The organism is Paenibacillus sp. FSL K6-1096 (genome assembly GCF_037977055.1).
Taxonomy (GTDB): domain Bacteria; phylum Bacillota; class Bacilli; order Paenibacillales; family Paenibacillaceae; genus Paenibacillus_AQ.
On the sequence record NZ_CP150274.1, the window covers coordinates 31558 to 46184 of the forward strand.

At 53.5% G+C, this 14627-nt stretch carries 12 protein-coding genes; 11 read left to right on the forward strand and 1 reads right to left on the reverse strand.

The window, feature by feature from the left end; translation table 11 throughout:
- Positions 1–119 precede the first annotated feature (119 nt).
- The 4 genes from ppsA to MHI24_RS00135 all read left to right on the forward strand — a co-directional run bounded on the left by ppsA (position 120) and on the right by MHI24_RS00135 (position 5709).
- Positions 120–2735 (forward strand): phosphoenolpyruvate synthase, encoded by a 2616-nt coding sequence (gene ppsA / locus MHI24_RS00120; protein WP_340023522.1) that lies wholly within the window; start codon positions 120–122, stop codon positions 2733–2735.
- A gap of 104 nt (positions 2736–2839) precedes the next feature.
- Positions 2840–3439 (forward strand): hypothetical protein, encoded by a 600-nt coding sequence (locus MHI24_RS00125; protein ID WP_340023523.1) that lies wholly within the window; start codon positions 2840–2842, stop codon positions 3437–3439.
- Positions 3440–3542: 103 nt separating this feature from the next.
- Positions 3543–4316, forward strand: coding sequence for an ABC transporter ATP-binding protein (locus MHI24_RS00130; protein ID WP_340023524.1), 774 nt, complete (start codon positions 3543–3545; stop codon positions 4314–4316).
- A 136-nt stretch (positions 4317–4452) separates the two neighbouring features.
- On the forward strand, positions 4453–5709 hold the full coding sequence (locus tag MHI24_RS00135; protein ID WP_340023526.1) for a peptidase G2 autoproteolytic cleavage domain-containing protein: 1257 nt from the start codon (positions 4453–4455) through the stop codon (positions 5707–5709).
- Positions 5710–5794: 85 nt separating this feature from the next.
- On the opposite strand, the gene MHI24_RS00140 is transcribed toward MHI24_RS00135, so the two are convergent.
- The gene (locus MHI24_RS00140; protein ID WP_340023527.1) at positions 5795–7093 is read right to left on the reverse strand and encodes an alpha-glucosidase/alpha-galactosidase; all 1299 of its coding nucleotides are present in this window, start codon (positions 7091–7093) and stop codon (positions 5795–5797) included.
- 181 nt (positions 7094–7274) lie between these two features.
- Between MHI24_RS00140 and MHI24_RS00145 the strand changes: the two genes are divergently transcribed.
- The 7 genes from MHI24_RS00145 to MHI24_RS00175 all read left to right on the forward strand — a co-directional run bounded on the left by MHI24_RS00145 (position 7275) and on the right by MHI24_RS00175 (position 14560).
- Positions 7275–8138 carry an AraC family transcriptional regulator gene (locus tag MHI24_RS00145; RefSeq protein WP_340023528.1) on the forward strand — a complete coding sequence of 288 codons (864 nt, stop codon included), beginning with the start codon at positions 7275–7277 and terminating at the stop codon, positions 8136–8138.
- A 29-nt stretch (positions 8139–8167) separates the two neighbouring features.
- Positions 8168–8923 (forward strand): AIR synthase related protein, encoded by a 756-nt coding sequence (locus tag MHI24_RS00150; protein WP_340023529.1) that lies wholly within the window; start codon positions 8168–8170, stop codon positions 8921–8923.
- Positions 8924–9604: 681 nt separating this feature from the next.
- A complete protein-coding gene (locus MHI24_RS00155) occupies positions 9605–10483 on the forward strand; it encodes an NAD(P)/FAD-dependent oxidoreductase (protein WP_340026855.1) in 879 nt (292 codons plus the stop codon).
- A 49-nt stretch (positions 10484–10532) separates the two neighbouring features.
- The gene (locus tag MHI24_RS00160; protein ID WP_340023530.1) at positions 10533–11957 is read left to right on the forward strand and encodes a spore germination protein; all 1425 of its coding nucleotides are present in this window, start codon (positions 10533–10535) and stop codon (positions 11955–11957) included.
- Between the two features lie 34 nt (positions 11958–11991).
- Positions 11992–13101 carry an endospore germination permease gene (locus MHI24_RS00165; RefSeq protein WP_340023531.1) on the forward strand — a complete coding sequence of 370 codons (1110 nt, stop codon included), beginning with the start codon at positions 11992–11994 and terminating at the stop codon, positions 13099–13101.
- A gap of 15 nt (positions 13102–13116) precedes the next feature.
- Entirely contained in the window at positions 13117–14295 is a 1179-nt protein-coding gene (locus tag MHI24_RS00170; RefSeq protein ID WP_340023532.1) for a Ger(x)C family spore germination protein, read from the forward strand.
- A 46-nt stretch (positions 14296–14341) separates the two neighbouring features.
- Positions 14342–14560 carry a hypothetical protein gene (locus MHI24_RS00175; RefSeq protein ID WP_340023533.1) on the forward strand — a complete coding sequence of 73 codons (219 nt, stop codon included), beginning with the start codon at positions 14342–14344 and terminating at the stop codon, positions 14558–14560.
- The last annotated feature ends 67 nt before the right edge of the window (positions 14561–14627 follow it).

The following is a 14627-nucleotide window of genomic DNA, read 5'->3' on the forward strand; positions in this document are numbered from 1 at the left end:
AGAAGGACATAAAAAATACATCTTATATTATTATAATAACATGCCGTCATAAGGATGTCAATTTATTTTTCCGCCGAATTGGTTTACGGGTTCTACTTCACAAGTAAGGGGAGATCGGAATGCGATCAATGGTTCTGGGGCTCAAGGAAATGGACAATGCACCGCTGCTGCTGGTAGGCGGGAAGGGGCTGAACCTGGGCAGGCTGTCAGGGATGCAAGGCGTCCGTGTGCCTGAAGGCTTCTGTGTGACTACGGAGGGATATCGGGAGGCTATCCGGCATAATGAAGTGTATCAGGCTTTGCTGGACCGGTTAACGCAGGTGCAAGCCGGGGACCCGGCGGAACTGGCAGCCGTTAGCGCAGCCATCCGCCAGACGATTGAAGCCGCAGAGATTCCGCCCGATGTTGTGGCAGCGGTAGCGCAGCATCTCTCCCGGTTTGGGGACGGTCAGGCGTATGCGGTGCGTTCCAGTGCAACGGCGGAGGATCTGCCGCAGGCCTCTTTTGCCGGACAACAGGATACGTACTTGAATGTAATCGGTCTTGACGCCATTCTGCTGCATATCCGCAAATGCTGGGCGTCACTGTTCACGGAACGTGCGGTGAGCTACCGGATGCAGCAGGGCTATGAGCACAGTCAGGTCTATTTATCTGTCATTGTGCAGAAGATGGTCTTCCCGCAGGCCTCAGGCATTATGTTCACCGCCGATCCCGTCACGAATAACCGCAAGCTGCTGTCCATCGATGCCGGCTATGGCCTGGGTGAAGCGCTGGTCTCGGGTCTGGTGTCTGCGGATGTCTATAAGGTGCGGGAAGAGAGCATCGTGGAGAAGCGGATTGCCTCCAAAAAGCTCGCAGTCTGCGCCTTACCGGAAGGCGGCACAGAAGTCCGCCCGCTTGACCCCGTACGGCAGGATGCACAGACGCTTACGGACCGGCAGATTGTGCAGCTCGCCCGCATCGGGCGGCAAATTGAGGCCAGCTTCGGGGGCCCGCAGGATATCGAATGGTGCTTGGCTGATGATACCTTCTATATCGTCCAGAGCCGGCCTATTACTACTTTATACCCCATCCCGGACTCCGGGGATTCGGAGAACCGCGTGTATATCTCGGTCGGTCACGGGCAGATGATGACGGACGCGATGAAGCCGCTGGGCCTGTCTTTTCACCTGATGGTTACTCCTGCTCCTATGCGTGTGGCTGGCGCAAGACTGTTCGTTGATGTCACTGCACATTTGGCTTCACCCGCCAGGCAGACAATTATTGATACGCTCGGCAAGTCCGATCCGTTAGTCAAAGACGCACTGCTGACGATCATTGAGCGGGAGGATTTCATCCCCATAACACCAGCAGCTGAACCTCCAGCCGCTTCCGCTACAAGTAAACCCGGCAAGCCAGCCTCAGAGGACCAGGACAGGCTCAGCTCCGATCCGGCTATCGTTACAGAGCTGATTAACAATAACGAAGCCTTGGTGGCAGAGCTGAAGCAGGCCATTCAAGGCAAATCCGGCGCGGCATTGTTTGATTTTATCCGGGAGGATATTAAGGAGCTTAAGCGCCTACTGTTCAACCCGCAGAGTACGGCTGTATTCATGGCTGCCATGGATGCATCAGCGTGGTTAAATGAACATTTAAACGAGTGGCTCGGCGAAATCAACGCAGCAGACACCTTATCGCAATCCGTCGACAATAACATTACCTCAGCCATGGGCCTAGCACTGCTTGATGTGGCCGATGTGATCCGTCCTTTTCCGCAGGTCGTCGATTATTTACAGCAGCATGCACAGGATGGCGATTTCCTGGCCGGACTCCTTCCATTAGAAGGCGGGCAAGCCGCACATGCTGCGCTGACAGAGTATCTCGGTAAATACGGAATGCGCTGTACGGGAGAGATCGACATTACCCGAACCCGCTGGAGCGAGAATCCGGCGATTCTGATTCCTATGATTCTCAGCAATATCAAGCAGTTTGCACCAGGAGCCGGCGGCCGGAAATTCCAGCAGGGGCTCAAGGAAGCCCGGGAGAAAGAGCAGGAGATTATTGAGCGCTTGCAGTTGTTGCCCGATGGCGGGGACAAGATGCGGGAAACCAGACAACGGATCAAGCTGGTCCGGAATTACATCGGGTACCGTGAATTTCCGAAATACGGGATGATCAGCCGCTATCTGGTCTACAAACAGGCGATGATGCAGGAAGCGGAGCGGCTCGTGCAAGCAGGCAGCATTCAGGACAAGGAGGATATCTTCTATTTGCAGTTCGAGGAGTTATACGAGTCCGTCCGCACAGGGATATTCGATAATGAGCTGATCAAGAAGCGCAAGGACGAATTCAAATTAGCCGAAAAGCTTACGCCGCCCCGTGTCATTACCTCCGAGGGTGAAGTCCTGTCGGGCCGCTACCGCCGGGAGGACCTGCCGCCCGGCGCTTTGGCAGGCCTGCCTGTCTCTACAGGAGTGGTCGAGGGCCGGGCACGTGTAATCCTTAACATGGAAGAGGCGAATCTGGAGGAAGGGGATATCCTGATTACCTCGTATACAGACCCCAGTTGGACACCGCTATTTGTCTCCATTAAAGGACTGGTTACCGAGGTTGGCGGGCTGATGACCCATGGGGCCGTGATCGCCCGGGAGTACGGCCTGCCAGCGGTAGTTGGCGTTGAGCAGGCTACTCTGCGGATTCAGGACGGGCAACGAATCCGCATGAATGGAAGCGCAGGATATGTCGAGCTGCTATAATGTTTCTTTGAAGACTTCGGATAGGATAGTTCCAATATGTGTTAGTATAAAAAGAGGAGTCCTTTTTTCCAGGTCTTATTTAATCTAGGAGGTAGTACGTTAAAATGCGAATAGATATAGATAACTGGAGGCCTATAACCGTATCGGAATTAAATAAGATATTTAGTAATTTACCTATTATATGGGGGATTGCTGGTGGCTGGGCTTTAGATCTTCATCAGGGTAAGCAAACAAGGGCCCATAGTGACATTGACGTAATAATAACTCGTGCTGATCAATTAAAAGTGTTTACTTATCTAAGTCCCCGTTGGATACTGTACAGAGCTGAAAGTGGTAGGCTTACTCGTTGGAGTGGTGAATATTTAAATTCCACAGACGATATATGGGTGAGTAGGGATGAAAAAAGCCCTTGGGCATTTCAAATCATGATTATCGAGACAGAGGAAGACCGTTGGTTTTACAAAAGGAAAAATATAATTCACAGGCCAATAAATGAATTGTTCCTGACAACAACCGACGGAATACCTTATTTAAAGCCTGAAATCCAACTACTCTATAAAGGTGGCTCGTCACAAATAAGGGAAAAAGACCTTATCGATCTAGAGAACACCCTGCCTGTACTCGAATCCCAAGAAAAAGAATGGTTGAAGTCCGCTTTACGACTCCAGTTTCCTCAAGGTCATGATTGGATCGAGTATATTTAACATTATGCGATTGCCGATTAAGCCTAATAAGGAACATTAGTTCGGCAGTCTAACACTTTATTTTCACCAAACACTATGGCGAGGCAAGGGGGAGCACTGGAACATGATTATATCGCTTGAAAATGTATCCTGGCGGCGTGAGCAGACGATGATTCTGCATGAGATGAATTGGCAGGTGCATGAGGGACAGCACTGGTGCATTGTCGGTCTGAACGGCTCAGGCAAGACGACCATGCTGAACGTTGTGAACGGCTATATCTGGCCAACGAAGGGCCAGGTTGAGGTGCTGGGCCACCGCTTCGGCGATGTGGACCTGCGGGAGCTGCGCAAGCGGATCGGCTGGGTCAGCACCTCTTTGCAGCAGAAGCTGTACGGACATCAGACGGCGCTGAATATCGTGCTGAGCGGCAAATTCGCCACGATCGGGCTGTACGATAAGACGGAAGAAGAGGATCTGAAGCAGGCTGAGGAGCTGCTGGAATTCCTGGATTGCTCGGCCCTGGCCGCACGCACTTATGATACCTTGTCCCAGGGGCAGCGCCAGAAGATTCTCATCGCACGTGCGCTGATCGCCAATCCTGAGCTGCTTATTCTGGACGAGCCTTGTACGGGACTGGATATTTTTGCGCGGGAGCAGCTGCTGCAGATGATTGAGAAGATTACGAAGCAGGAGGGCGGGCCCACCTTACTGTATGTGACCCATCATATCGAGGAGATCACCCCCTGCTTCACCCATACCCTGCTGGTGAAGAAAGGGGAAATCTATAAAGCTGCCGAAACTGAGGAGTGTCTGAAGTCCGAGGTGCTCAGCGATTTCTTCGATACGCCGGTTGAGGTGCAGGAGCATCATAACCGCAAATGGCTGACTTTGGGCTGAAAAAGGAGCAATCCAGGAAGCCATGACATGACAAATAGTGTTGTGTACCCGGGAGACATGCCGTGTCCATTCCATCAAGTCCGCAATATTGTGTAGGGAAGGACCACAAAAACCACAATATTAGGAGGAATGGATTATGGCAGATGATGGATGCAATCAGACCGCTTCCGGAGCTTGCTCACATGCAGAGGGGAACTCCACTACCGCAAGCGGGTTTGCTTCTCATGCTGAGGGGTCTCAGACCACAGCCAGTGCTTCTGCGGCTCATGCTGAAGGGTACCAGACCCTTGCAGTATTGGATACGTCCCATGCAGAAGGGTATGGGACGCTTGCATCAGGACCGTCAGCACATGCGGAAGGCTACAATACCTATGCAATCAATGACTCTGCCCATGCTGAGGGAGGTTTAACTGTTGCTTCCGGAACTCAATCTCACGCTGAGGGTGCTCAAACGACTGCTTCGGGTGTAGCATCACATGCAGAAGGCAATCAGAGTACTGCAAGCGGGGAGTACTCCCACTCAGAAGGCTACCTGACTGTAGCTGCTGGTTCTGCTGCTCATGCAGAAGGCTTCTCAACACTGGCAAATGGGTTTATTTCTCATGCTGAAGGTTCCTTCACTGAGGCCAATGGAAACTTTTCTCATGCTGAAGGTTCAGGTACAATTGCAGGTGCTCAGAACTCTCATGCTGAAGGGAACAGTACGGTGGTTCTTCCAGAACACATTGATGCTCATATTATGGGTACTTATGGTGAAACACTGTTTCCTTCTTCCTGGCATTTAGCCAATGGTACTCCAGCCGCCTCTGGCCTGGCTGCTGCACTTGAGGCGGCTTCCGGAAATTTATACCTTCAAGGCACGGTAATGAATTTTGGGGCAGATTATGCCGAAATGTTCGAGACGGTGGATGGATTGCCGATCGAGCCTGGCTATTTTGTAACGACGGATGGGGAGCGGGTCAGAAAAGCAACTCCCGCAGATAAATACATCTTGGGCGTGGTCAGTGCAAATCCCTCTATCCTTGGCGATGCAAGCCCCTTGAACTGGAAAGGCAAACACGAAAGAGATGAATGGGGCAGGGTCAAGTATGAAGACCGTGAAGTGGAGGCCGTGAGAGACAGCAAGGGCAATGTTGTGGCTCCTGCATATACTGTGAAAGCGGCTATAATCAATCCCCAATATGATGCTTCCCAAAAGTATGTGCAGAGAATCGATCGTCCAGAGTGGGTAGCAGTAGGAACCATGGGCAAGCTTCTGGTCCGGGATAATGGCACCTGTCAGGTGAACGGATATTGTATGCCTGATGAGAACGGAGTGGCGACTGCTTCTGTCGAAGGGTACCGCGTTCTTGCCAGAACCGCACCTGATCAGATCAAAATTTATGTGAAATAAATGAACCTGCAAGCAGGCGCAACGCAAAAATATAAGGCAGCAATTCCCCTGTATATAGAGGATTGCTGCCTTTGTTATTGAGCATTTATTGATACTTCGGCAGCCAGTCGCCGTGGGCGGCGATCAGATCATCGCACATGCTCACAATATCGTCCATCGACAGCTCGGCTGCAGTGTGCGGGTCCAGCATAGCTGCGTGGTAGATATGCTCTTTTTTGCGTGTAATGGCGGCTTCGATGGTCAGGAGCTGGGTGTTGATGTTGGTCCGGTTCAGCGCAGCGCACTGCGGAGGCAGATCGCCGACGAAGGTTGGCGTCACGCCGCTTCGGTCCACCAGGCAAGGCACCTCGACGCAGGCTTCACGCGGCAGGTTGGTGATTAGCCCGGTGTTCATCACATTGCCGCCGATCTTGAACGGCACATCGGTCTCCATAGCTTCCAGAATGTACGAAGCATATTCATGGGAACGCTCATGCTTCAGATCCTGGTTGTTGACCAGCTCCCCGCGCATCTGCTCCCACTGCTTGATCTGCTCCACGCAGCGGCGCGGATATTCATCCAGCGGAATCTGGAAGCGCTCAATCAGCTCGGGGTAGTTCCGCTTAATGAAGTACGGATGGTATTCGGCATTATGCTCGGAGGACTCGGTAATATAGTAACCGAATTTCAGCATCATCTCATAGCGGACCATATCATAGTGCGGCTCAAGCTGCTTCTCGGCCGCGCGCCGTTTGATCTCCGGGTACAGATCCTCGCCGTCTCTGGTGACTTCAAGCAGCCAGGCCATGTGGTTGATCCCGGCGATTTTGGCTTGAACGCCTGTCTTGTCGATGCCGAGGTGGTCGAACAATCCGGGAATACATTGCTGTACGCTGTGGCACAGGCCGATCGTATTCACACCGCCGTAGGTGTTCATCACATTCGTCAGAACGGCCATCGGATTCGTATAATTCAGGAACAGCGCGTCCGGGCAGACCTCGCGGATATCAGCCGCGAAATCCAGCATCACCGGAATGGTCCGCAGGTTGCGGAAGATGCCGCCGATGCCTACAGTATCAGCAATGGTCTGGCGCAGGCCGTATTTCTTCGGAACCTCAAAGTCGGTAATCGTACAAGGATCATATCCGCCCACCTGAATGGCGTTCACTACATATTTTGCACCGCGCAGCGCTTCCTTACGGTCGGTATAAGTGGTCACAGTACATGTGCTGCCGCTGCTTCGCTTCAGATTCTGGAGCATGCTCGCGGAGTCGTTCAGGCGCTGAAGATCGATATCGAACAGGGCAAGCTCGAAGCCCTGCAGGGCAGGGGTAGCCATGATATCGCCGAGGACATTCTTCGCGAAGACGGTACTTCCGGCACCGATAAATGTAACTTTGGACATAAGTGATTAGCCTCCTGTAAGATGCGAAAAAAGCCTTCTGTCCTACGGCCGCTTGCCGATGATCCTGACAGAAATGTGCTGAAAAAGAAGCTTTTTTCGCTGATTTATACTATAATCACTATAGAATAGAACCGCTGCGCGGGCTATGGAGAAAGACAAGATACATATGGAGGAATGTTGCATGGACCCGGAGCATTATGAATTCACCCTGGGCATTAATCTTACTCCTGAGGAGCAGGAGCTGACTGTGCTGTTCAGCGGTGAAGGCAAGCCGCATCCCGGACATAGCGTCGGGCCGTCTGTACATGATTTTTACCTGATTCATACGGTAATAGAGGGCAAAGGACGATTCGAGAGCGACACGTTCTCGGCGGAGTGCAACGCTGGCGACACCTTCGTGATTATCCCGGGCATGTTGTTCAGCTATAAGGCGGATGTGGACAACCCGTGGCATTATGCATGGGTCGCCTTGCAGGGCATCGGCGTGCTGGATCAGCTCCGGGCAATCGGGATCACCAGAGAACGCCCCTTCGCCCATTCGGATTCGGTCCCGAAGCTGCATAGCCTGTATACCGGCATCCGGCAGTCCTTCAAGCAATCTGCTTATCCCCGGCTGGAGAGTCTGGAGGCCTCCGGCTGGGTGCGGCTGCTGCTGCACCGGATCGGAGAGGACAACCGGTGTGAATTACCGCCGCATCCCAGCGAAAGGCCGGAGATGATCGACCGGCAGATTGACCAGGCCATCCGCTGGATTACGCTGCAATTCCACCAGCAGCTCAGCATTGATCACATCGCGTCTTCGCTTGGCTATCACCGGGTCCATCTATCCAAGGCCTTCAAGCAGCGGACCGGGATGTCGCCCAAGCAGTATTTGCTCAAAGTAAGAATGGACAAGGCCAAAGAGCTGCTCGCCAGCCCGCTGACCATCGAGCAGGTGGCCTCCTCGGTCGGCTTCAATGATGCCTTGTATTTCTCCAAGCAATTCCGCAAGGCGACGGGGATGCCGCCGAGTGAATACCGGGCCGCACTCAGGAACGGGAATTAGCAAGTGACAAGCCGCAGGGGGAGTAGACAATGATAATGAAGCCGCAAGTGCAAAGAATCCGCGATCTGACATTGGTACGCAGAGGGGAAGGCCGGGTGCTGGTGATCGGCTGTGACTCCAGCGCCAGCATCGGCAACAAGCCGATGGACGCGGTACAGACTCCGCCCGGGATTGCCGGTTACTATGCTGCCAGGGTGGCCGTGATGGAAGTGCTGTCCATAGGGGCGGAAATCCTGACGGTCGTTGATACGCTGGCTGTTGAGAAGGAGCCTACAGGCAATGAGATTATCCGGGGCATTAGCAGGCTGCTGGAGGAAGCCGGACTCACCGCCGCTCATGTGAACGGCAGTACGGAGGACAACTTCGTAACCTGCCAGACCGGTATCGGGATCACCGTCATCGGGGAGGCGGATGAGCAGCAGTTGAAGCTGGGGTGTTCACGGGCAGGCGACTGTATCGTAATGCTGGGCGAGCCGCTCGTCGGCAGCGCCGTGCTGGAGCAGGAGGACAGCCTGTGTACGATCCGCCAGCTCCAGCTTCTGGCCGCTGCTCCTGAGGTCCATGACATTCACCCGGTCGGCTCGAAGGGAGCCGGGTATGAAGCGGAGCTATTGGCTGAGCTGAGCGGATGCCGCTTCCAGCCACTGCCGGAGATCACAGATAAGCTTAAGGCCTCCGGGGGGCCGGCGACAGCGGTGATTTTTGCGGCAGAGGAACGTAGGATTAAAGACCTTCAGTCCAGAGTAGGCGGCAAAATGGAGATTACCGGTTATTTGCGGGCTTGACCGGTCTGCGGAAGGTGAACACCAGCGGCAGCATACAGAAGATCATCGCCGCCGGTTAGCCGGACAGACTAAGCAATTATTTAGGGAAGGCCCGTATGATGCCTTCCTTGCTGGCAAACAATTGGATAAATGTATTTTAATTTTCCGCTTTCTGAACAATGTCAGGAAACAAGTGGAAAAACAGCATCTGCTGCTCACGGATTGGGCTATTTTAGGTAACCTGTGTGTAGTTAAGTGCCTTTTTTCCAACTGTTTCCCCAATGTGCCCCTTACGATCTTAAGCAAGTGGAGGAAATCCAACTGTATTCGAACCAGCAAACGATTCGCTTCAGCAAACGCCAATCCCCAGGCTCATCCGCTATCCAATCACGACGAACAAGCACAATTGACATCATTCAAATTTAAAGTTATTATAGACACTCATAGTCCTTAATCAGGGCGATGCAGATGGATGATGTGGAGCCTATTTTTTGTGTTATTTAAAGACTACGAGAGTCTCTAATATCCGCGAATCGACCTGCCTTCACCCGACACACTCACACATTACACACCAACCACAAGGAGGAATTACAAATGACGAATCTGGAAAATGCAGATGTACCAAATGTAGTTGATTCTGCCCCAACTATTGCAGATGCAGTAATCATCGGCGGAGGACCGGCTGGCCTTAATGCCGCCCTGATGCTGGGCCGCGCACGTAAACAGACGGTGGTTATAGATGCTGCACAGCCGCGTAATGCAGTGACCCGGGAAGCGCATGGCTTCCTGACCCGGGACGGAATTGCTCCGTTCGAGCTCCGGCGGATTGCCATCGAGCAGCTCGCGCCTTATCCCTCAGTCTCTCACATTGAAGATACCGTAATATCCATTGCCGGCGAAGATGGAGCTTTCCTGCTGGAGACTGCCGCAGGACGGAAGATTACCAGCAAGAAGCTGTTGTTCGCCGCAGGCATGAAGGACCGCAGGCTGGACATTCCGGGGCTGGCCGAGGTCTACGGAAAGAGCGCCTTTGTCTGCCCGTACTGCGATGGCTGGGAACTAAGAGACCAGCCGCTGGTGCTCATCAGCAGAGGGGCAGCGCTTATGCATATGGCTCCGCTATTGTCCGGTTGGTCCAAGCGGTTCGCAGTTTGCACGAATGGTCCCGATGAACTCACAGAGGCGGAACGCGAGGAATTACGCGCCCATGAGATTCCGCTATTCGATTCACCCATCCATGAGATTGCATCCACTGAAGGGAAGGTTAATCATGTGAAGCTTACGGATGGAACCGAAATTCCGTGTACCGGAATCTTCTTCCGGCCCGAGCTGGCTCCGGGATCTGAGCTGCCGCAGTCTCTGGGCTGCCAGGTATCCGAGATGGGCATCCTAGAAGTCGGAGAGTCCGGCCAGACCAGCGTACCCGGCATTTACGCCGCCGGGGATGCCGTCACGATGATGCATCAGTCCATAGCGGCTGCCGCATCGGGGGCACTGGCCGCTGCTGCACTGAATGGTGAGCTGAACCGGGAAGCCTGGAACTCCGGTCTGCATAATTCTTCCCTGAGCAGCAAAGGATAGCATTACTATGAAAACTTGAGCTTAAGCATAGAGCAGGGGGGAAGTACGGGTGAATGCAGCAAAGGATAAGGAACAGCAGATCCTGCTGACGCAGCGGCTGGCGGAGAATGAGCAGGTCCTGCGCGCTATTTTCACTGGCTGTGAGGATATAGTGTTTCATTCGTTCCAGACCATTCACCGTACTTCCGCGCTCTGTGTGTATTGTTCCGGACTCTGTGATACGGAGCGGCTGGAGAAGCAGGTGCTGGCTCCGCTGGAGCAGGCGGGGCTTGAGACTGAACCGGCAGAAGCGTTGCCTGCCCAGCTTCCGGTATCCTCGATTCACCGGATCACGACCGCAGAGCAGGCCGTTGAAGCGATCCTGGACGGCGAAGCTGTGCTGTTGCTGGACGGACATGCTCCAGGTACAGGCTATCCATTGTATAAGGTGCCCACACGGACCCCGGAAGAACCGGCTGCGGAGTCCACCGTACGTGGAGCCCGTGACGGATTCACGGAATCCCTCGCCACGAATCAGTCTCTGCTGCGTATGCGGCTGAAGACGCCTTCGCTTAAGCTGCACACCAAGAAGATCGGGGAGTACAGCCATACGAAGGTTACTCTAGCTTATATGGAAGGCATTATCCAGCCGGTACTGGTCACCGAAGTGCACAAACGGCTTAGCCGCCTGAAGATCAAAGATGTTCTGGAGAGCCAGTATATTGAGCAGGGCATCATTGACCAGCCTGCTTCACCTTTTCCGCAGATGATTGCTACGGAGCGGCCCGATGTGGTGGTCTCCAATCTGCAGGAGGGACGCTTCGCACTGTTGATTGACGGGACCCCGTTCAGTCTGATCGGCCCTGTCAATATGTTCTCCATGCTGCAATCACCGGAAGACTATTACGAGAATATTTATATGAGTATTTTTGTCCGCTGGCTCAGATATATTTTCTACGCCTTATCGCTGCTGCTGCCTTCCGCTTATGTAGCAATCACCACCTATCATCAGGAGATGATCCCGACGGTACTGCTGCTCAGTATTGCGCGGGCGAGAGAGGAGATTCCTTTTCCGGCTCTGGTTGAAGCACTTATTATGGAGATTGCCTTCGAGGCGCTGCGGGAGGCCGGCGTCCGGCTGCCGAAGCAGATTGGTTCTGCCGTAAGTATCGTTGGCGCTCTGATTATAGGCCAGGCTGCCACCACTGCGGGCATTGTCTCGGCTCCGATGATTATCATTGTGGCGATTACAGGCATCGCCTCCTTCATGGTTCCGCGTTATTCCGCCAGTATTGCCACCCGCCTGCTGCGCTTCCCCATGATGATTCTGGCGGGTACGCTGGGGCTGATCGGCGTCATGCTTGGCATCATTCTGGTGGTCATTCATCTTAGCAGTCTGCGGTCATTCGGCAGGCCCTATCTGTCACCGGCGGCTCCGACATTCAGCAAGAGCCTGAAGGATGTACTGTGGCTGTCCCAGCCCCGGAACAAATGACGGCAGCCGGACTACACCATAGAAGGGGATCAACATGCTGACTGACAAAGGGCAAATATCTGTTACCCAACTCGCCTATCTGGTGTTTCCTTCGATCCTTGCCACCGCCATATTGTCGGTTCCCGGAATCACTATGCATTACGCGGGACATGATATGTGGCTATCGCCTATACTAGGCTCGCTGTCGGGTTTTGTGGCGATTGGCATCTCCCTTGGACTGAACCGGCTCTATCCCGGCAAGACCATTATGCAATCCAGTCTGCTGATCGCCGGATGGCTGCCGGGGAAGCTGATCGGACTGGCCTTTCTGCTTTTCTTCCCCCATCTGAACGGTCTGATTATCCTGGAATACGGCGAGTTTATCATGAATAATGCGCTTCCGCAGACGCCGATGCTAGTAATTATAAGCACCATGGTGATCGTCTGTGCGATCAACGTCAGGCTGGGAATCGAGGTGGTCAGCCGGACCGCCCAGGTGTTCGTTACGCTGCTGGTGGTGATGCTCTGCCTGATCTTTGTTCTCCTGACCGGAGAACTCCGGCCTGCCGAGCTGCTTCCGTTCATGGAGAACGGGTTCGTTCCCATCGTCCAAGGCGCGGTGGCTCCGGCTGCATGGTTCAGTGAATATGCTGTACTGGCCTTTCTGCTGCCCTACGTCAACAGCAAGAAACGTCTGGCCCGGACCATGCTTGTCTCGTTGGTGGCAACGACACTCGCAATGACGGTAACCAATCTGTTCTGTCTGCTGCTGATGGGCGATTTGACGGACAGCTTTGCTTATCCGGTGATGATTGCTGCACGGTACATTACGATTGCCGATTTCCTGCAGCACATTGAGGCGCTGATTATTGCCATCTGGATCTTCGGGATTTTTGTCAAAATCTCTGTCTTCCTCTATATCTTCGCCACAGCAGCTGCGGAATGGTTCGGGCTGGACGATTATAGACCTCTGGTGATTCCGCTATCCTTCGTGAGTATCGTGTTCTCCTATTGGGTAGTCACCGGTGAAGCCGGGGCGGCCGCCCTTGTGAGCGCTTCTGCTAATATTTATACCATGCTGATCTTCATCGGACTTCCCGCCGCAGTCTATGGTCTGGCCCTGCTGAAGAAGGGGCTGAAGCGGCAGAACAAGGCTGAAAAATAAAAAGGAGGGAGGGCTATGCGGAGGTTCAGAATCATTACAGCACTATTGCTTAGCAGTGTATTACTGGCCGGGTGCTGGGACCGCACGGAGATCAATGACCTGGCCATCGTACTGGCGACAGGTGTGGATTATGAGGAGGGACAGGCCCGGTTGACGGCCCAGATCTTCATTCCTCGCAAGGGAGGCGGCGGATCAGAGAGCGGCGGAGCCGGAGAAGGCGCAAGCGGAGTGACCATGATCCGGACGGCCAAAGGGGAGAATATTGCGGAAGCGCTGAACCGGCTGCAGCGGAAGGTGGCCCGCCATATGTTCTGGGGCCAATGTGAAGTGATTGTAATCAGTGAAGCGGCGGGAAAGCAAGGGCTGCGTGAATTCGTAGATTTCTTCCTCCGCTATTCGCAGTTCCGTGAGCATGCGTATGTCTTCTCCAGCCAGGATTCCGCCAAGGATATTCTTGCCTTGCTGGACCCGCTGGAGCGGAGCACCTCCGAATCCCTCCGGGAAATGGCCAATATGAATCTTGGCACACGTGTCACCCTGCTGGATTTGTCCCAATCTATCCAAGGAGCCAGCGGTTCGGCTGTCCTGACCCGTATTGTGATTGCTCCGCCGGAACCGAATGATGGTTCTAATGCGACAACTCCCTCGCTCAAAGGGTTAAGCCTGTATAAGCACGGCCAATATACTCTCACTGTGAAAGAGCCGGTTAGTCTCGGAGTGCTGCTCATGATTAAAGAGCTGAATAATATTATCATGCCGGTTGCACTGGAGGGAGAGAATGGCTCCTTCTCGATTCTGTCGAAACAAATCACCACCATGCTCACCCCGCGTATTGTTAACGGAGAGTGGATGATGAAGATACGGATTCAGGCTAAAGGAGAGGTGGTCCTCAATACAACGGATGCCAACCTGACTGAACCGGCGAAGATGAAGGCGCTGAAGCAGGCCTGGGCGAAGAAGCTCAAGGATCTCGCCGAACAGGCCCTCCACATGTCGCAAAAGGAGCAGAAGACTGACTTTTACAGATTCGCTGACACCTTCCGCAAACATTATCCGCAAGAGTGGAAGAAGAAGAAGGAGCAGTGGGAGGCGATGTATCCCGGGCTGCAGGTGGAAGTCTCCGTCAAGACGGGTATAACAGGAAACGGTAGATCAACCGGACCCCAGGGCATACCGGAGCAATCCTCCGACTGACCGGACAGACGCCTGAGCTCTGGCAACCAAACAAGGATGTGGAAACATGAAGATAGCAATGATCCTGGGCATTCTGCTGCTGTCTGCGGCGATCATCATTATTGAATTCCGGGACACCAAAAGCAAGAAGGCCAGACGGGCTGCAGCAGGCATCACTCTGATGACGGCGGGGCTAACCATTCTTCTATTCATTCATCCAGGCCTGCCGGGTCCCACCGAGCTGGTGAAGCTGTTGTTCGGCAAGATAGATCTGATCATGAAATGAAGCCTAAGGCAGCTCCTTCACGGGGCTGTCTTTTAAGTTATTACCAAATTCATTTAAGCGATTACAT